The sequence below is a fragment of the Nostoc sp. NMS9 genome, assembly GCF_017114995.1.
Taxonomy (GTDB): domain Bacteria; phylum Cyanobacteriota; class Cyanobacteriia; order Cyanobacteriales; family Nostocaceae; genus Nostoc.
On record NZ_JABXKL010000058.1, the window covers coordinates 31,979 to 51,413 of the forward strand.

17 protein-coding genes are annotated in these 19,435 nt (G+C 39.5%); 13 read left to right on the top strand and 4 right to left on the bottom strand.

Features of this window, described 5'->3' with window-relative positions; genetic code table 11:
• Positions 1–114 precede the first annotated feature (114 nt).
• Positions 115–1,407: an MltA domain-containing protein gene (locus tag HWQ40_RS17310; protein ID WP_292779859.1), complete on the top strand. Its 1,293-nt coding sequence runs from the start codon at positions 115–117 to the stop codon at positions 1,405–1,407.
• A 231-nt stretch (positions 1,408–1,638) separates the two neighbouring features.
• On the opposite strand, the gene HWQ40_RS17315 is transcribed toward HWQ40_RS17310, so the two are convergent.
• The 3 genes from HWQ40_RS17315 to HWQ40_RS17325 all read right to left on the bottom strand — a co-directional run bounded on the left by HWQ40_RS17315 (position 1,639) and on the right by HWQ40_RS17325 (position 4,329).
• A complete protein-coding gene (locus HWQ40_RS17315) occupies positions 1,639–1,872 on the bottom strand; it encodes a DUF3134 domain-containing protein (protein WP_292745509.1) in 234 nt (77 codons plus the stop codon).
• A 204-nt stretch (positions 1,873–2,076) separates the two neighbouring features.
• Positions 2,077–2,505, bottom strand: a complete 429-nt coding sequence (locus HWQ40_RS17320) for a hypothetical protein (protein WP_292779861.1) — start codon at positions 2,503–2,505, stop codon at positions 2,077–2,079.
• A 528-nt stretch (positions 2,506–3,033) separates the two neighbouring features.
• A complete protein-coding gene (locus HWQ40_RS17325) occupies positions 3,034–4,329 on the bottom strand; it encodes a substrate-binding domain-containing protein (protein ID WP_292779862.1) in 1,296 nt (431 codons plus the stop codon).
• A 1,394-nt stretch (positions 4,330–5,723) separates the two neighbouring features.
• Between HWQ40_RS17325 and HWQ40_RS17330 the strand changes: the two genes are divergently transcribed.
• The 12 genes from HWQ40_RS17330 to HWQ40_RS17385 all read left to right on the top strand — a co-directional run bounded on the left by HWQ40_RS17330 (position 5,724) and on the right by HWQ40_RS17385 (position 18,625).
• Positions 5,724–6,914, top strand: coding sequence for a choice-of-anchor tandem repeat GloVer-containing protein (locus HWQ40_RS17330; protein ID WP_292779863.1), 1,191 nt, complete (start codon positions 5,724–5,726; stop codon positions 6,912–6,914).
• Positions 6,915–7,477: 563 nt separating this feature from the next.
• Complete coding sequence (locus tag HWQ40_RS17335; protein ID WP_292779864.1) at positions 7,478–8,089, top strand: hypothetical protein; 612 nt, start codon at positions 7,478–7,480, stop codon at positions 8,087–8,089.
• A 14-nt stretch (positions 8,090–8,103) separates the two neighbouring features.
• Complete coding sequence (locus HWQ40_RS17340) at positions 8,104–8,475, top strand: hypothetical protein (RefSeq protein ID WP_099101832.1); 372 nt, start codon at positions 8,104–8,106, stop codon at positions 8,473–8,475.
• Positions 8,429–11,176 carry a hypothetical protein gene (locus HWQ40_RS17345; protein ID WP_292779866.1) on the top strand — a complete coding sequence of 916 codons (2,748 nt, stop codon included), beginning with the start codon at positions 8,429–8,431 and terminating at the stop codon, positions 11,174–11,176. The genes HWQ40_RS17340 and HWQ40_RS17345 overlap by 47 nt, the downstream gene beginning before the upstream one ends.
• A 267-nt stretch (positions 11,177–11,443) precedes the next feature.
• Positions 11,444–12,349 carry a hypothetical protein gene (locus HWQ40_RS17350; protein ID WP_292779867.1) on the top strand — a complete coding sequence of 302 codons (906 nt, stop codon included), beginning with the start codon at positions 11,444–11,446 and terminating at the stop codon, positions 12,347–12,349.
• A gap of 398 nt (positions 12,350–12,747) precedes the next feature.
• Complete coding sequence (locus HWQ40_RS17355; protein ID WP_292779869.1) at positions 12,748–13,797, top strand: hypothetical protein; 1,050 nt, start codon at positions 12,748–12,750, stop codon at positions 13,795–13,797.
• Positions 13,798–13,889: 92 nt separating this feature from the next.
• Positions 13,890–14,711 (top strand): hypothetical protein, encoded by an 822-nt coding sequence (locus HWQ40_RS17360; protein WP_292779871.1) that lies wholly within the window; start codon positions 13,890–13,892, stop codon positions 14,709–14,711.
• Between the two features lie 46 nt (positions 14,712–14,757).
• Positions 14,758–15,456 (top strand): hypothetical protein, encoded by a 699-nt coding sequence (locus HWQ40_RS17365; protein WP_292779872.1) that lies wholly within the window; start codon positions 14,758–14,760, stop codon positions 15,454–15,456.
• Complete coding sequence (locus HWQ40_RS17370; protein WP_292779873.1) at positions 15,453–17,102, top strand: hypothetical protein; 1,650 nt, start codon at positions 15,453–15,455, stop codon at positions 17,100–17,102. The genes HWQ40_RS17365 and HWQ40_RS17370 overlap by 4 nt, the downstream gene beginning before the upstream one ends.
• A gap of 37 nt (positions 17,103–17,139) precedes the next feature.
• Complete coding sequence (locus tag HWQ40_RS17375) at positions 17,140–17,712, top strand: hypothetical protein (RefSeq protein WP_292779875.1); 573 nt, start codon at positions 17,140–17,142, stop codon at positions 17,710–17,712.
• 352 nt (positions 17,713–18,064) lie between these two features.
• Positions 18,065–18,304 (top strand): hypothetical protein, encoded by a 240-nt coding sequence (locus HWQ40_RS17380; RefSeq protein ID WP_292779877.1) that lies wholly within the window; start codon positions 18,065–18,067, stop codon positions 18,302–18,304.
• 63 nt (positions 18,305–18,367) lie between these two features.
• Positions 18,368–18,625: a hypothetical protein gene (locus HWQ40_RS17385; protein WP_292779879.1), complete on the top strand. Its 258-nt coding sequence runs from the start codon at positions 18,368–18,370 to the stop codon at positions 18,623–18,625.
• An 82-nt stretch (positions 18,626–18,707) separates the two neighbouring features.
• On the opposite strand, the gene plsY is transcribed toward HWQ40_RS17385, so the two are convergent.
• Positions 18,708–19,388 carry a glycerol-3-phosphate 1-O-acyltransferase PlsY gene (plsY, locus tag HWQ40_RS17390; protein ID WP_292779880.1) on the bottom strand — a complete coding sequence of 227 codons (681 nt, stop codon included), beginning with the start codon at positions 19,386–19,388 and terminating at the stop codon, positions 18,708–18,710.
• Between the last annotated feature and the right edge of the window lie 47 nt (positions 19,389–19,435).

A 19,435-nucleotide genomic window follows, 5' to 3' on the forward strand; every position in this document is an offset into this window, starting at 1 on the left:
ATTGGGGATTGGGCATTGGGTAAAATTTTGGTGTTGTGAAACAATTAAATTATTTTTGGTTTTTGATGTTGGAATTTGAGCGAGGTGGGAGAATCTTAAAAATTTTGAATTTTAATGAAAAAGAGATTTGCTGGGTTAGGAAAGTTTAACAAAATTATCGTCATCAGTTTACCTGTAGTTTTGTTGATTTTATTGGTGCGGATGCAATCTTTCACGCATCAAGAACTCATTTCGCCAGAATGTCAGGTGAAAAAGTGGGATATCCCAGTGTCCTTGACTGCTGAAAATCAAGATGCGTTTCCACAAAAACAAAAATTACCATTAATCCCAAGACTACCAATTACTTGTTGTCAAAGTGATCCCTCTTGTTTGGATGAAGTAATCTATGGAAAAATACCAGAGAAAAAGGCACTGATAAGTGCGATCGCTCGCAGTCTCCAATATCTGCAAACAGCTAATGCTGCGACTGCTTATCAAAACTATCCGGTAGCTGGGATTACGCGCGATCGCGTTTTCAAAAGCTTGAAAAGATTTCGGGAACTCCTCCTAAAAACCAATTCTGCAACAGAATTACATCAAGCCATTGAGCGGGAATTTGTTCTTTACCAGTCAGTCGGTAAAGATAACAAAGGTTCCGTTTTATTCACCGCCTATTATGAGCCACTTTACGCAGCTAGTCGCCTCCCCACAACAGAATATCGCTATCCTGTTTATCGCTTACCTCCTGATTTCAACTCTTGGACTAAACCTCATCCGACACGCGAGGAGTTAGAAGGAGTAGATGGTTTGCAAAGTGCAAAAGGGAAATTGCGAGGATTAGAGTTGTTTTGGTTTCGCGATCGCCTCGAACCATATCTAGCTCAAATTGAAGGTTCGGCGAGACTTCAGCTTCCCGATGGTACTCAAACAACAATCGGCTATGGGGGTAATACCGCTTATAACTACAAAAGTATTGGGCGAGAATTAGTGAATGATGGCAAATTACCGCTACAAGGTATAACTATGCCAATTATTCTTGACTATTTCCAAAAGCATCCCCAAGAATTAAATATTTATATTCCGCGCGATCGCAGCTTTGTTTTTTTTCAGGAAAATCACGGTGAGCCAGCCCAAGGTTCTATCAACGTACCACTAACAGCAGAGCGTTCTATTGCTACAGATAAATCTCTTATGCCTCCTGGTGCTTTAGCATTGATTCGCGCTTCCATTCCCTTTGTTAATCCTACCGGAAAAATGCAGGAGCGCATTATTAGCCGCTATGTTCTTGACCAAGATACCGGAGGTGCAATTAAAGGTGCAGGTAGAGTAGATTATTTTTTAGGTACTGGGAAAATCGCAGGCGATCGCGCTGGTGTTACAGTCAGCAATGGACAATTATTTTATCTCTTACTCAAGTCCAAGAATTAAACACACTCGCATTTTAATACTAAAATTCCCGACTTTTTAGATAAGTCAGGAATTTTAGCCTTTCGGCGTAAATGAAACACCCATTCCAAATCAATCGAACGCTTGCGATATAGTAATTACAAATTACGCTACTAGTACAACAGGGCGGAAATAAACATACCATTTAAAATGGCGCAAGAGCTTGGAATACAATTCTTTTGACTTTTGACTTTTGACTTCCGCCTTGCGGTACTAGGCTTCCAAATCCATCTCACCATCATCATCGTCATGATCGTAAGGGATATCGTCAAGGTCTATCATTTCGGAAATTTCTTCTACTTCAGTTAGATACTCAGATTCTTGATGTTCGCGTTCGATTAAACGACCAGTTGACTTCAGCCATTCCAAGAGAATAAACTCATTACTTGTACGAATTACAGGCGCTCGCTGGTTACGAGGTTCTTCACGCAAAGGACTTATAGGCATAAAAAAAACTCACTTCAAACTACAGGTTAGCGTACAAAAACGTCAAAATTGTACATTAAGGTTAAAAGTCTTGTATGACAAGTCTTTTCTCAACAGACAAAATATGACCCATTGAATTTTTGTCTCAAGTCCATTTAGCTACTTACCATTAAAATGTCCCGATGTCAGTTTTAATAATAAATATTTCAGCGGATGCAATATATATTACAAAGCATTTGGTAGCTTGACGAGAGTTTCATACATATCAGAGGGTAATGCAGACAGTCTATTCGCTACAGCAACTGCATCAGCTAAGTTACTAAATTGACACCGGACTATTTCTTGTCCATTTCCTGAAGGGAATCGTTTCCTAGCTTTATTAGATACAGCACAAATAATCGCTAAAGCTTTGGCGAACCCGTCTTTTGTCAATATTCTTTCTTGAGCGAACCCTTCAACAGGGATAAGACAAACCTCAAACCGATAGCCAGGTCTGGGAGAAACAGCTATGTCGATATATGGTTTATCTTCTTTTCTGATTCGGCGTAAATATTTAGCTGTTGAATTAGGATCGTGCAAATTAGTCCCAAGGGCGTAAGTAAAAAAGCAATCTTCTGTGAGGGACTCAGGACGAGTAATTATATCCGTGGGCATAAGTTCCAGTAGTATCCGTATGTTGTCTGCGTGTGTGACACACTAGACTTGTCCGTTCTTCTTAGCACATTTTCTTTGACAGTTAGGTGTATCAGTGTCACGCGAGGTATTACAATACATTTCGGCTAACTAAAATTTCAATTTTTAAAATACTTATGACATCAAACACCTTTAGAATCAAAGGGTGTAGAGATTTAGATTCAAAGAGGAGTCTATATAGTCAGTCACATGACCGAAAATATTTCTCAACAAATAAAATCATAACATAGTTGACGCCAAACCCTGCGATCGCTTCACCTGTGCCTAAAAGCGATCGCAAACTCTCTGATATTTATACATATTTATTTATTGCCTTATATTTTCTAAAAATTAAGAGCATCTTTACGAGTTATTGACATAAATAATCGCCTAAATAAATCCCCAGGATTGTAAATATAATCCTGAGGCATCATCTTCATATCCTGTCTAAGATATTTATAAATCTAAAGGAGCCAAAGGCGGTTAAAACCAAAAACGGTATTCACGCAATTATGGATTCAAAGCATCATTCACGTAAGTATTGACAACACCTTTAGACAGAGTTTTAATCGCAGCTGGAAGAGGAGCATAGCCACGAGCTGTAGCTATATTGTCTGCGGCGGTGGTTCCTAAAGCCCAGCCGATGAATCCTTTAATCCCATTTGCTACCTTAACGTTTGCGTATTTGTCATAAAATAGCAGGTAAGATGCGCTAACAAGGGGGTAAGCATTTGCAGCTGTTGGATCAGTGACTACGAGTTTAATCCTCCGAGGACTTGCATCTTGGTCAGTCGCACCAACAAAAGCATTTCTAATTGAAGTTGGTGAGATGGGGTTGTAAGTACCTGCCTTGTTCTGTAAGACAGCAGCTTGCAGACTATTAGCTAACCGCGTAGAATTATCCACATAACCAATTGCACCAGCAGTAGTTTTGATCTTGGTGGCTACACCTTTACTTCCTGAGGCAAATTGGAAATTGGCTGGCCAAACAACTGTATTGGCTGGTAGTGGATTTGATATACCACCTGCTTGAGCAATACTTATTTCACCAACTCCTCTGTTCCATGTAGCACCAAATGCTGCCTTGAGATTACTGCTTAAAGTAAAAGTGTTAGCACTATTGTCACTACGACGTACTACAACGATGGGTTTACTTACTGCTGAAATTACTCTGCCGCCATTATCTGCTTTAATTTTGGCATCATTCCAATTTGTGATGGTGCCGTTAAAAATACCAAGGTAAGTAGCTCGTGAAAGTTTAATTCCACCTGTTACATTTAGACCAGTGGGGTTGTAAGCTAACGCAACTCCGTAGGTGATCACAGGCACTTGGATGGGGGTACCAGTATTGGAACCTGTACTAAGTTTTTCTGTTCCTGTTATGGGGTCATCAGTATCTGCAAAAGAGACTGGGGGATTGATAGTTGCCCCAGTCGCGGGTGGTGGGGTTTGAGTGAAAAAAGCTGTTACCCCTACACTACTATTAATCGCAGCATATCTGAATGTAACGAGCGGATTGACTGGACCTGGAGGATTGAGGGTTGTAGGATTTCCAACACCGTAAGTGTTAAACCATGAGCCTTGTGGGGCATAAGGAGAGGTAGTTCCTGTACCCACAAACAAAGTATTTATACTGCCTCCACCTGCACCATTTATGGAGGTTACTCCAGATGGGGCAGGAGTGGTGGAGGTCTGAGCTAGAGATTTCTGAGTAGCAGATTGACCTACTACTAAACCAATTGTGATGGCAAATACAGAAATTGAACTTGTCAAATGGGTCAATTGACGATCGCGATAAAAAGCCATATCAAACTCCTTCAAATTAATTTCCGGTTCAATACCCTATCAAATCAAAATCAAGTGTCAAACTAGCGATTAAAAATAACCTTTTATAAGCACAGTAAACTTGCATAAAAAAGGTATTTATTAAACAAATGTTTGCACAAAATTCTTCAGAATATAGAGCAAATTAAAGGCAAAATTTTAAATATATAGAGGGTGTTAAATTGTTGCTAATTTACCCTCAAAAATAATTATTTGCTAGTTAAAAACACTACATTCAATGTAAGTTTGTATAAATAAATATTCAGCGGCTTTAGTAGAAGGAAATGGTTAATAGCTACTATGAATCATGCCTAAATTACCATTTTTAGTCTCTCATTCCCTTTTAAAAAGCCATGTTTAATTTTACCTACTTACTTATTTGGCATGGCAAGTTCATCTGAATTATAAAAATTACTTTCTTTAATGTAGATATGCAGCAGTTTGCCACAAACTACCGCTAAGTGCGAAGTAAAGAAAGTCAGAATTTCACAAATCTTTTAGGACTGCTATGGTTAATAGCTAGTTAAATTTTGCCAATGAAATCAACAATATAATATAATGTTAAGGTTAAGCTTAAGTTATAATTAGATTATAGAATGATTAAAAAGCTTAAATATATTTTGGTAATTTAGAGGTGTTTGAAAGGTGGTTTCTATGGCAATTTTATTCCTTTAGTAGAGAAAAATCAACACCTTTCACTTAATATATGGTTTTGCTTATTGAGCTTTTTTTAGAGGTTTTAATCAAGTTTACTAATTACTTGACAAAAAACACACTATCTGAATATTTTTGAATCGAGAGTTTGTGACTATATTCTGTCAAAATCGTGGATTTTTCACTGTTTTTTGTGTTTTTCACGACATCAAAACAAATAAATAGTGGTTTATGCTACCTAACGAAATCATTAATTGTGCCATTCACGTTATTGACTCACTGCTAGTACGGTTTTTGTGGTGTAGGTAAAAACAGGCTTTCTGAGTCCTTTTCAAATAGGGCTATACCAACCAGGCATTTTTGTACTAGTGTTTAAGCTAACAAATTATACCAGTCTTAGATAAAAATGCGCTCAACATATTAGGTTAATGCGTAGCAACATCTTGTAGGTTAAGGAGTAAAAACCAACACATACAAGATGTTGGAATCTTTGATTTCGTCCTTCAAACGCCATTTGCTTCTTCCTTTGAGTCAAAGGAGACGCTGGGCGTAGCTTGCTTAAACGCAGAAAAGCCGAAAAACACTTTTACATCTTTGGTTTTCAAACCTAGATGTGTAGCAATCATTTTTCAAATTGGTATTAGTCATGAGTAGCAGCCATCACAAAATCCGTTAGAACTAGCTAGGATTCCGTCTCCATTAAACTTTTTTGAGGTATTCACATGAACAAGATTAATCTGTACAAACAACACCAGACCAAAAATAAGGTATTGATTTTTACTTCTTTGACTGTTTTGGCTTCTTCATTAGTACTACCCTTCCAACAAGCCTTTGCTGCTACATTGACTACTGTTGTAAATTTCAACGGCACCAACGGAGCTACACCAAGAGCTGGTGTACTTAAAGGCAACGGTACTGATGGCAATCTTTATGGAACTACTTCTGCTGGTGGCACTTCTGGCAAAGGAACTGCATTCAAGTTAACTCCTACTGCTTTCACTACTCTGACCACACTGATAAACTTTACCGGAACCTCTGGAATCAACAAAGGGACTAATCCAGTCGCTAGATTATTCCAAGCAGCGGATGGCAATTTATATGGGGCAACCTTTACAGGTGGTACAAGTGACCTCGGCAGTGTGTTTAAGTTGGCGAAAACAGCTTTTACAACCCTGACAACTCTTGCAAATTTCACAGGCACTAATGGGGCTAACCCAGCAGGTCGACTGATTACAGGTACTGATGGCAATTTGTGGGGGACAAGCTCTACAGGTGGGGACAATAATAAAGGAACTATATTCAAGGTTTCGCCTACCACCGGGGCACTCACCACCATCAGAAGCTTCAGCGGTACTAATGGAGCAACTCCATTAGCAAGATTGCAACTGGCTAACGATGGAAACTACTACGGCAGTGCCTCTGCTGGTGGAGCAAGTGCTAAAGGAGTTGTATTCAAGTTAACTCCCGCAGGAATACTGACTTCATATAGCTTTAGTGGCGCCAATGGGGCAAATCCACAGTCTGGATTAATTGAATTTGATGGGTTCCTCTATGGCACCGCTAAACTGGGTGGAGCCAACAATAAAGGAGCTATATTCAAGGTTCCGGTCGGTGGTGGTACACCCGTTTTAGTTGCTAGTTTTAATGGCACCAATGGGGCCAACCCAACGGCTGCACTCATAAAAGCAAGCAATGGTAACTTCTATGGCACAGCTTCTGCTGGTGGAGCAAATAACAAAGGAGTTATCTATCAGCTGACTGGAGCAACCATCACCGGCTTAATTAGTTTTGATGGTACTAATGGGGCAACACCAGAGTCCACGCTAATTCAGCTCTCAAATGGTGCCTTTTACGGTACTGCCTCTTTTGGCGGTAGTTCTAATCTAGGAACTGTATTTAAGTTTGTAATCTAGTTCCAAATCTAACCGGCGTGTAGAAAATGGTAAAACGTACATTTGAACGTCTACCATTTTTCTACAATCGATCTAAACTTTTCAAGACAGGTATTTGAATTTCGGTGACTCAATACTGTTTCATATCATGTTCGCTCCGAAGAACCCTAAAGAGCGAAAACTATCCTTGGTCTGCCCTAAGAGCAAGCCTATGGTGTACATACAAGTCTGAAATTTTATAGCAGTTCGCTCAGATACCTGTGAGGTAGAGAAAGTCAAGGCTTTGAAGTTGGTTTACCCTGGCTATCTGTATGAGAAGATTGAGAAAATTCTCAAAGTCGAGAGGAATCTACCAGTTCAATCTCGATATTTGCAATACCACTTCTCAAATCAGAGAAATTTATTTTTAGATAAATCTTAATATCATGTTAACTTAACTTCAAAATACTGATGTAGAATATATAACTTTACTACAGGTTTATAATTTGATTAATAATGTAATGATGTTAAAGCATGTTGAATTGTAGCAGTTGTAAAATTCGATACCAAGGATGAATTATAGTACACCATAGGAAAATTAGCAAATGTTTAGACAAAGTTCTCACAAGAGAAACTTTTTCAAAGCTTTAACTGGTAGTGCGGCGAAAGAATCTCACAAGTTAAGACGGGCATTTAAATCCTGTCTGAGTATTCTGCTTGAATCTGTACCTTTTTTGATTGCTTGTGCTGTATTGGTTAGCGTTATCAGCCTCAAAAGTCCTATCTTGCTCTTTTGTTTACTAGTTGGTAGTTTAATTGCAGTCATCACCCAGCAAATTGGGCAGCAAGTGAATTTACCAAGGCGATCGCTAATACTATTACAAATTTTAGCAGCAGCGATCGTTCTGAGTTTATATTGGTTAGACTGGTTTGCAGCCCCCGCACAAGCACAGTTTTTTGGGGAAGCTGAAAAGTTTTTCAAAAAAACCTTAACAGCAAACAATGCTGGTGCTGCCGACACACCAGTAAGCTTGATATTTAATGTGTTAAGGGCAATTTACTTACTTTATATTGCAATCTCCCTAGTTGGTGTGATTAATGCAGTGCGTAAAGATGAAGATTGGCAAAGCATTGCCAGAACTCCCCTATTAGTGGTTGTTGCTGTTACCATTGCTGATGTACTCACACGCTTTGTAATTGGCGATAGTAGTAAATAATTTAGATATTTCAAATGTCTCAAGAGCGGGAACAAGAATTTCGTCCAGTCAATCAGGTTCTGGGAAGTCAACCTTCATTAGGACCAATCCCTGCCGATCAAATTCTTCCTTGGACGGTAATAGCCTTAGCCTCCTACTTTATTATCAATGGAATTTTTGGAGGTCTTTTTGAAGAAGAGTTTCAAAAATGGTTGTGGACAGTACTAATGACTGGTTGGGGAATAGGAACTTGGTGGATTTTAACTGGTGGTAGGAGTTGGAGTTTTTTAAGTAAATTTATTGGCGTTCCCGCTTGGACAAGAGGCTTTGCTCGTTATCAAAGCTTACTGGAAGTTAACCATGAAGCAAAAAATCGGAAAACAAAGCGTCGGCATCGCCGGAAATGAAAGTAGATTAACACCATTTGAAGATGCCTTACACTTGGCGACAATGCTGCGTGTTGCAATGAATGGACGTGATATTGGCGCTTACCTGTTGACAAAAGGTACTCAAAAAGATCGGTTCTGCTTTGTTTTTGGTTTTGATTGTAAGGGAATTCATACTACCTTAAGACCTGAACAAATTGATACACTTTTTAATAACATTGAAGCCGGATTAAAAGACATTCCTAGCGGTGAAAGGATGACGCTACACTTGGGTTCTTTTAGTTCAGACAAAGAGCGCCAGAAAGAGTTAGCAACATTAATCAGAAATACATCATCGCGAGACATCAAATATTTGTTGATGGCGGAGAGAGCCAGAATTAAAGAACTGACTATTTCTGGGATTCGTAAACCTAAATTTTTGCGGATTTATGTAACTTACACCATTGAATCTAACTCGCAACACGCAGATGATTGGATAGAAAAACTTTTAGTAAAAGCAGAATCCTGGTGGTTGAAATTTAAAGGCGATCTTTTAGAAGTAGAAAATCAACGTATTGAAACCTTGATTACAAATGCTTACAATCAGGGTTTTCTCCGCTGGGAACAAATCTTATCTAACAAAATGGGATTGGATGTCAAACCTTTGACTGCTGATGAACTATGGGGGGAAATCTGGAAAAGGTTTAATGATACGCAGGCAATAGATATTCCCCAGTTAATGACTTTAGATGAAGAAGGATTACACGAACAAGTTAATTCAGATTTAGCAAGTACTAAATTACTTCTAGACAATATCCACGGCACAACTTTGCTGATGGAATCTAGTGTACCTTGTGCCGATCGCCGCTGGGTTAATGTTAACAATCGTTATATTGGCGCACTGTCATTTCTGGAAAAACCTGGCGGTTGGACTAGTAAATCAGCTCAACTGCGCTATTTATGGGAACTGTTGGCCAGAGAAACAGTAGTAGATACAGAAATTTTTTGTGAGTTGACTGCTGCAAATCCAGCATTGGTAAAAACTACCCTGCAACGAGTGCTGAAGCAGTCAAACATGACAACGATTATGGCTCAAGAAAAAAGTAAAACTATTGATGTCAACGCTCAATTAAAGTTGAAGAAGTCGGTAGCAGCACAAGAGCAGTTATTTGAAGGTGCAGTTCCGATTTATACGAGTGTCGCTATTTTAGTACATCGTCCAACTTTAGAAAAATTAGATGAGGCGACAAGATATATTGAAAACTGTTTTCAACGTCCAGCCAGAGTAATTAGGGAAACTGAATATGCCTGGAAAATTTGGCTGCAAACTCTACCAATAGTTTGGGAGGGTTTATTAGCAACGCCCTTCAACCGTCGCCAGCTATATTTAACCAGTGAAGTTCCGGGATTAATGCCTCTAGTTTTAAGTAAAAAAGGTGACAAACAAGGCTTTGAGTTGATTGCTGAAGAAGGCGGAACACCCATACATTTAGATTTATTTAATCAGCACAAAAATTTAGCTTTGTTTGCTACAACTCGTGCTGGTAAATCGGTGTTGGTATCAGGGATTTTAACTCAGGCTTTAGCGCATGGGATTCCGGTTGTAGCGTTAGATTTCCCTAAACCTGATGGGACATCTACTTTCACTGACTACACAGAGTTTATGGAGGGTAATGGAGCCTATTTTGATATTTCCAAACAATCGAATAACTTATTTGAACAGCCAGATTTACGATCGCTAGAAGCAGAACAACAGCGCGATCGCTTTAACGATTATACCGCCTTCCTCGAATCAGCGTTAATGACAATGGTTTTAGGATCGTCGACTGAAAGTCAAATTTTATCGCAAACTGTGCGATCGCTGCTCAACCTGGCTTTAGAAGCCTTCTTTAGAGATGAGGGCATCAAAGAGCGATATCGCCAGGCGATGGAGGGAGGATTTGGCACTCTTGCTTGGCAGAAAACCCCTACTTTAAAAGATTTTCTCTTTTTCTGCTCGCCAGAACACTTGCAGCTAAGTTCTTTAACTGGCAGAGTAGAAGATGCTCTCAGTCAAATTCAATTGCGCTTACGCTTTTGGCTTTCTAGTCGCGTCGGACAAGCCATTTCTGCACCATCCAGCTTTCCTACTGATGCACAACTTTTAGTTTTTGCTCTCAGAAACCTATCAGATAGTGAAGATGCAGCCGTACTATCCTTGAGTGCCTATTCAGCAGCACTCCGACGCGCATTAAGTAGTCCCGCTTCTATATTCTTTATCGACGAAGCACCAATTTTATTTGAGTTCGAGCAAATTTCCGACTTAGTTGGTAGAATTTGTGCGAACGGCGCTAAAGCCGGTATTAGAGTCATCTTATCAGGACAAGATCCTGACACCATTGCTAAATCTAAAGCTGCATCAAAAATATTGCAAAACCTGACAACACGATTGATTGGACGTATTCAGCCAGTTGCAGTAGATAGTTTTGCAGACATCTTGAAATATCCCCGTCAAGTTATTTCTCGTAATGCTTCAGAAAGCTTTTTTCCCCGCAAAGAAGGCGTTTATAGCCAATGGCTATTAGATGATAACGGTATTTATACATTTTGTCGTTACTATCCAGGTTACGAACAATTGGCAGCAGTTGCTAATAACCCTTATGAACAAACTGCACGTAGCCAAATGATGCAACTTCACAGCGATAAATATGAAGCAATTTCTGCGTTTGCGCGTCAATTAGTGGCTACTCTACGTAGTAGTTAATTGAATTATGTAAATAGTTAATGGTGAATCAAACAAATTTGGATTTTAGATTTCTGATAGTGTAGTATTAGCAAGTTACCAACGTCTTTTAGATTTACTGCACCCATTCTTGGGTTGTAGCTTAGGAATTTTAGATTTTAGAATAGCGTCGAGGGTTGAACCGAAAAACTAATTTTATTATCCAAAATCAAAAATTGGCACGGTTCAAAAGCTAAATTTTTACCTCACTATATAATAATGTAGTCTACCTTTTTCAGGCACAGATGTATGCGAAAAACTACCATTTTTACTTTTACCTTGCTATCATCCCTGGCAATACTACCAGCGATCGCACAAGTTAACACGGCTGGATTAGGTCAGGTTTGGACTGACTTTCAAGCATATTCCACAGATTTGCAAGATTACTTTCAACATAATAATTTGAAGAATACCTTAAACCCTTTAGAACAAGGTCAGAGTCAAATTGCTATTGAGAGTGCCAAGGGAGATTTGAAGATACCTAACCCCGTTGCTGCGGGACAAAAAATTCGTGATGATTCAATTACCTACTCTTATAATTCAGATGCTAAATCAAGTCGCTTTGAGAATAATGCAGCAGTACGGGGAAATTTACTTAGTAATGAACTTAATCGGATAATTACCCGTGGAGTTGCGGTAGGTGTTCTCGGTAAAAATGGACAAACTAGGACAAAAATGAAGTTAGAAAATACAGAGAAATCTCTGGAAGATATTGAGGGATTTGCTCAAGAAACAGAGAGTACCAATGATACACTTCTTAAACAAATTAAAAGCAGCATTAATCTAAATAAAACACCCGATCCAGCAGCAAATGCTATTTCTGGATTAGCAGAATTGCTAGGTATTAGTCAAGTGCAAATGATGAAAATTCAACAGGAACAAATAAAAATTGTAGCTGAAACATTTGGTCAGACATTACAAAATAATCAGGTTTTGCAATATTCCAACTTAAATTTGGCAAACATTTCTCAGCAGGCAGAAGAGGCAAATCGCGCTCGCAGAGTAGAAACATCTACAGAAGCAGCGCGACTTTTACGAGCGACTTCTCAACTAGATTTGTTTGGCAGAGAGGCGTTGGATAAATGCGGCATGAATTTGCGGTTAAAACCATTGGAAATGAAAATTCGCGATAAATTGTGCCAAATCATCCCCTAATTCAGCAACGCCGACAGAGAAAAAGTTGGGGAGTAGGATTTTAAAATAAAAAAACTCTAAGAGGATGTTTTAAAAGTCCTCTGGTCAGTAGCAAAACGTTTCAGATCCCCCTAAATCCTCCGATAAATTGGGGGACTTTGATTCCGGTTCCCCTCTTTTTAAGGGGGGTTAGGGGGGATCAACAAGTGCTTAAAATTACAATAAGCCACTTTTAAAACATTCTCTAAATTTCCATACAATTTTTTAAATCCTTAAACTTCTTACAAACCAACAGGAAGTCTAAAAAACAGTTTGGTAGGGTGCGTTAGCGACAGCGTAACGCACCGAAAGCATCCGGGATGGTGCGTTAGGAACGTAACACACCCTACGAAATCTAAAAAACAGCCCATAAACTCAAAATGCAACTTGCTATTAAACTAATTTTTGCCCAAGTAGGCATTGATCAGATTCTCGATAATGGTGCCGCAACTTCCCAAAGCATTGCCCAAGGTTGGGACAAACAATGGCTGGATTTATTACAAAATAACACCAGCAATAACTTGTATGGAGCGCTGACAAATCTGGGTATTTTTTTTGCTGTAGGAACCCTGTTATTTTTTATGATACAATTCCTCAAAGACTTAATATCCTACGAATATACCCGTCCCATATCAGCTTTAATTTGGCCTTTTATTGTGGTAGTACTCTTAAGTAATTCAGGCAATGGAAGTATACTGTCTAATCTGACGCTGGGAGTGCGCAATTTTCTAAACACTGTGAATCAGCAAGTAGTGGTATCAGCAGATGCAGATAAAATATATCAGCAAGCACTGAATATGAGTGTTGCTGAAGAAGTAGCTGGTTCTTTACTACGTCCTTGTCAATCTCTTACTGGCGAACAACAAAGTCAATGTTTTGTGAGAGCTGCTGAAAAAGTCAACGTTCTCTGGCAGAAATATAGAGATACTTATGGAAATAAAAACTGGATAAATAGACTACAAACTAAGGTAGATAATATTAGATATGGCACTAGCATTGTATCAGAAAGCTCTTTTAATTCTCTGTTAGGTTCTACAGTCCAAACAAGCATTAAAAACTTTTTAGTCTCCTTACAATATGCCTTTCAGAATTTGATAGAAGCTACTATGTTGTTAATAGCAGTTTTAGGGCCAATTGCTGTAGGTGGATCTTTACTACCTGTAGCTGGTAAACCAATTTTTGCATGGCTGACTGGATTTTTATCTATTGGAATCGCCAAAATTTCCTTCAATATTATTGCTGTGCTGACTGCCGCAGTGATTGTCAATGGCCCAGGTCAAAATGCTAATGTAGATCCAGATTTAATGTGGTTCATAATTTTTCTGGGTATTTTAGCACCAATTTTATCTTTACTTGTGGCTGCTGCTGGCGGTTTTGCAGTCTTCAGCGCTATCAGCAGTACGGCTTCTTTAGTAAAGGAAAGGATATAGAAAATATAAAATTGTTGTAAGTGTTGTAAATAGTAAGTATATGCAAAACATCATATATAATAGCTGAAGTTTTTGCACGAGGAGGTGAGAGAATGGTGCGTTTACTAGAAAAAAGACAAAGAACGGCAAGTGTTTTGACATTTTTTGCGATCGCAACCTTCAGTTTACATATATTAGTTTTATTTTTATTCTTATTACAAGGGCTAAATATTCGCCAACTCAGTCTGAGAAAACCTCCCAACTTTGTACAATTAATCAATGGTAAACCAGTAGCTAATATTGATGATTTAGCAAGAGAACCAGAAGCAATTCGCCAATTTATCAGCAAAACGATGATATCAATGTTTAGCTGGTCTGGAACCTTACCACCACAAACTATTGAAGAAGTCGCAAGCCCCAAACCAGATTTAGGAATACTTATTAACACACCTCAAGGGAGTAGCCAAAAAATTACTACCAGCAGTTGGGTAGCTAGTTTTGCCTTATCAGAAGACTTTCGCAAAGGTTTCTTAAGCACAGTTGCAGAAATGACACCGCCAGAAGTTTTCTCTGAAAATTCCAATCAAGTGATGACTTCACAACTAGTAATTAAGAGAGTTTATCCGCCAAAACAAATTGCACCAGGGAAGTGGCAAGTGGGTATGGTAGCTGACTTAGTTCAAAAAAATCGAGTTGGTGGTGCAAAACTTATAACTCCTTTTAATAAAGATTTTCTTGTACGCGCAGCAGATTATTTCGCTAATCCCCAAGCCGACAATAGCACCGACTTGCAAAAAGCAATTTATAGTGTCCGCGCTGATAGACTAGAAATTTATGAAATTCGTAATTTATGTTTGCTAGATAACTACAACCCGAATAAAAACCAATCAAAACAATGCGGACCTGGACAAACATCTGATAGTTTTATCAGATAATCGATTTTTTACGTGAAGATAGTTCAATTTATACAATCAATTATTAATGCAATTACTCAAACCAGAAAATAAGAAAAATAGTCCCTTACCGTTGTTGGCAGTAGGAACGTTTGGTTTACATCTATTTACCTTGCTGTTACTAATATTTCACGGGTCTATGTTACAACAGTTAGGCCGACAACTCACACCTCAAAGTTTAGTGCAACTTGTTGATGGTCATGCTATAACGGTAGACCCACAACCAAATTTAGAGCGACAACCAGAGACTATTCGGCGCTTTGTAGGTGAAACTATGAGTTTAATGCTTACCTGGTCACAACAACAGCCACCAACACAAGTCTGGGAAATTACCTCCCAACTGGTAGCTGATGATTTTAAAGAAAAACTTAAGTCAGAAATTACTAATTTAAATCCAGATAGCCAATTTGAAAATGTTAATAGAGGAGCGGAGAATGTCTTAGTAATCCAAAAAGTTTCTCAACCTCAAGAAATAAGTAATGGAAAGTGGAAAGTAGAGATACTTGCCAATCAATTAATTTTTAACAGTTATGATAAATTAGGGAAATCAGTTTCCTTTAATAAACAAATTTTAGTTAGAGCAATAGATGAACCTGCAACTTCACTACCAAATGTACCGTCGCAGTTCGCAGCTTACCGCCTTGGGGAAGCCAGATTAGAAATTTATAATATGTGTGAAATTAAAGATAATAATTGTTCTGGAAATCCAAACAAGGCTCTACCATGACCCGATACTCAATTCCTGCCCAAACGCCTCCCCAAAATGGATTTACTCTAACTACCGACGATCGCCAACCAGAAGTAGAATCTGTAGATTGGGAATCGCGGATGTCAAAGTTAGTCGGCTTTGAAGAAGAATCTTCTTCTAGTGACACCGAAGGATCGGAAGACTCTGCAACGCCCCCAGAGTCGCTATCTCTTCCACAAGAAGCTCAGACTAAGCAAGCACTCTCATCTAATCCCTTTGCAAAGTTAGGCTTGGTAGGGGCTGCTACCTTAGCGATCGTTTTGGTAGGTGGTGTGTTTTTGTCTCAATTGATGAGTACCAGCAATCAAAAGCCAAAAAATATTGTTTCTCCACCAGTGCAAGAGCAGCCCACTGATGAATCCATATCTCAACAGATGGAAGGCCAAATAGATACTCTCAAAACGAAATTAGCTCTGACAGAACAAGCACAGATGGTGAAAGCTGCCCAACAACAGCTGAGAATTGCCAAATCAACGCCGACAGTAGCCTTACAACAACCCTCAGTTAGACAGAAAGTGATCCCAACACCTCCACCAACAGCTTACGTGCCTCGGACAGTGACAGTTGAGCGCGTCATTAGAGTACCTGCTTCTCAACCTTCGCTATCACCCCAGCCACCAGTTGTGAACCCCACTCAACCGATCGTTAATGTAACTCCACCACCTCCACCAAGCCCATTTGAAGAGTGGGCAAGGTTAGCAAAGTTAGGTAGCTACGGTCAAGTAAATCCGAGCAATCAACCTACTAGTAATATAGCTACTTTGGAACCTGCAAAGACTACACAGCCGCAGCAGCAAGAGACACCAAACCCCGATCCTGAGCAAACCCCACAACCGGAAAATTCTGCGGTCAGTCAAGCCCAACCGCAGGGACAGAAATCTGTAGCAGTTGGGAGTAGTGCCAAAGCAGTGTTGGCGACAGCAATATTTGGAGAAACTAGTAATAAGTCAGGCGGTGGTGGTGATGCAGATGAAGCGAAAAACGTATTTGTGATCCGATTGAAAGAAGCACTAAAATCTACTGATGGTACGATCGCTCTAGCTGCAAACACCGAATTCCTAGCTGAAATTGGTTCGCTTTCTGAACAAGGTCTTTTGCAGATGAACGTAGTCAAAGTTATCTCGCAAAATAATGGCAACCCTATAGAACGAAGCTTACCCAACAATGCAATTATTCTTCGCGGTACTCAAGGCAAACCTTTAATCGCAAATAAATTTCCCGGTCAAAGTTCCTCCATAGCATCAATGGATCTAGGATTATTCGTTTTGGGAGGTCTTGGTAAAGCGGCAGAGTTAGTAAATCGCCCTGATACCAAAGTTGTGCCTTTATATGGCGGTATCAGCAGCCTCGACTCTACCGGCAATCCTATCGAGACCGACCCCAACCAGACCAGTGGCACCAGCGGCACCAGCGGTACCAAATACCCCATTGGTTATACTACTATCACTGAGAACAGACGGGACCTTTTAGCTGGGGTTGCAGAAGGTGGTTTCACCTCTCTAGCACCCCAAATTATGACTCGTAATCAACAGGCGATGGCCCAAATGTCACAGCAAGGTGGTGTTTGGTTTTTACCAGCAGGCACAAATATTGAAATATATGTTAATCAACCAACTCAGTTTTAAGGGGTAGGATTTATACCAATTTTAGATATTTGCAACCATGAAAAAGAATATTAATTTGTCAGGAAATAACCCAAAACATTCTTATTTCCTACCTATAGCTTCCTTAATTTTCTCGGTTGCTATGTTCTTGTTGGTAGGTCGCGCTGTCGCTAATAACGCCGTTCTGCGTTCCATCTTTTCCTGCCAAGCACAAGGTTTAGGGGGAGTAGTACCTACGGTTGACGTTTGGTATCAACAAGGAACAAACTTAAGTTTTATTCCGGCTGGAGAAATAATTAAAAAAGTTTGGTTAAATGACCCGTCACAGGTAAGTATGGATTTTGATGGGCCAGTATGTATGCAGTTTGGTCAAGAAGCTAATAGTAGTTCAGGAGATTGTAAAAACTCCGCAGCAAATGTAATTCAACTTAGACGAATTCAAAAACTGGACATTCCTGGACTTCCTCCCACTAGCAATACACTTTTAACAGTTGTTACCGAAGCGCAAGGTAAAAACAAGTTGTATACTTTTAAAGTGATATATAAAACAGATAACCCTGAATATCACACTTTAGCAGTTTTTCCCGATCCTTCTGGTCAGGAAGGAGCTTGTGCAAAAGTTTTACAATAAAGTTCTAGCAAAATTACCTGATAGCCACAGAAGTTTACCCTCGACAAAAAGCGTTGATGCCTACGTATGTCTGCGTTGTGGCTGATCAAAAGCTTTGCTATAATTTCCTCCTTCTAAAAAACGGTTAAGGAGGATTTAAGCCTTTGGGCAGTTTTATTTCTTTACATAGCACGGTTAAGATAGCGTGTGGGCAGTTGTGTAGTAGTTCAATCAATTGAAAAACGCTATAACTTAACAGATTTAACTGACTCAGGCATTTTTAGCCTACATCTTTATAAATCTTCAGACAAAAACTAACCACAAATTCCAAAATCGTGTAAATATAAAGAAAAGCTTAAGAGGTTACAGACTCATGGTGACAGCGAAAATGATGCAACAGCTTTGGGCTGTAATCGAGTCTACCCAGGTCAACACCCTGCTACAGTTTGACGATGCTGCTTTAGTACAATTGCTTCTCCAGCAGTTAAAAGCGAATCAGGGGCTTGATGCCCAGGCAGATAGCACCCTCAATACTTATATAAAATCTAAACTGCCCCTAATTCGTGATACGGCTGAAGGTCGATTATCTTTAGGGCAAGGCGGCAATCATTAGTCCGAAAAATAAAATTATTGCTCGCGGCCAAGCATACGCTCAGAGTTCAAACAGTGGAATATTATGAATAACTGGCTAGTAATTGCCCTAGTAGCTTATCTAATTGGAGCAGCGATTGAAGGGGTGAGTACAGCCAGTCAGCTATCTCATTCAATGCCAGAATTAGCTAAAAACACACAAGCTCATCCTTCAGAGTCTGATACTGAGTCTAGTTCAAGTTGGCGAGTTGTGGCCGCCATCGCCTCAGTCAGTATTTGTGGAGCTTTTTTGTGGCCTTGCCGCCTTTTCCACCGTTTAATTAAAGGCAACGTTCGTTCGTAAGCCTAAAATACCAATACAGTAATTCTGGAAGAAGCTCTACCCTTCTGAGAGAAGAGTTTTGAGTTTGGCTATCGCTTACCTATCATGCAGTTTGTTCGGGTTCTGTCGCTACAGGTTCGCCAATTTTCGGCTCCGTTCCCGCAAACAGTCGTTCAATATTAGTGCGATGGCGCAAAATTACATACAACCCACCAGCAATCCCAAACAGAATATAGGGTAGGGGTTGATGCAAAAATACCATGAAAATGGAAACTGCGATCGCACCTACAATTGAACTTAAAGAAACAATCCGTGATATCGCCACAACGACGGCAAACACACCCGCTGTTGCTAAACCTACCTGCCAACTCATTGCCAACAAAATCCCCAAGCTGATAGCAACAGATTTACCACCAGTAAAGCCCAAAAAAATTGATTTACTATGTCCCAGAATGGCAGCTAACCCAGATATTGTTACTACCCACGGTTGCCACAGTTGTGCATCTACCGTTGGAGGGATATAATTTTGAATTGGTTCAAAGTTGAACAACAAATAAACTAGAGCGATCGCTAATACACCCTTTAAAGAATCAAGTACTAAAACCAATGCTCCTGGCCCTTTGCCCAAGGTTCTTAGTACATTAGTTGCGCCAGTAGAACCTGAACCAACTGCCCGAATATCAATACTTTTTAACTGCTTCACAGCAATGTAGCCAGTGGGAAAAGAACCCAGCAAGTAAGCTATAACTACAATTGCCGCGCACAGAGTTAACCAAATAGCCATAATAAAATTCAAAATTCAAAATTTAAAAAAGTCAAGAGTAATACCTC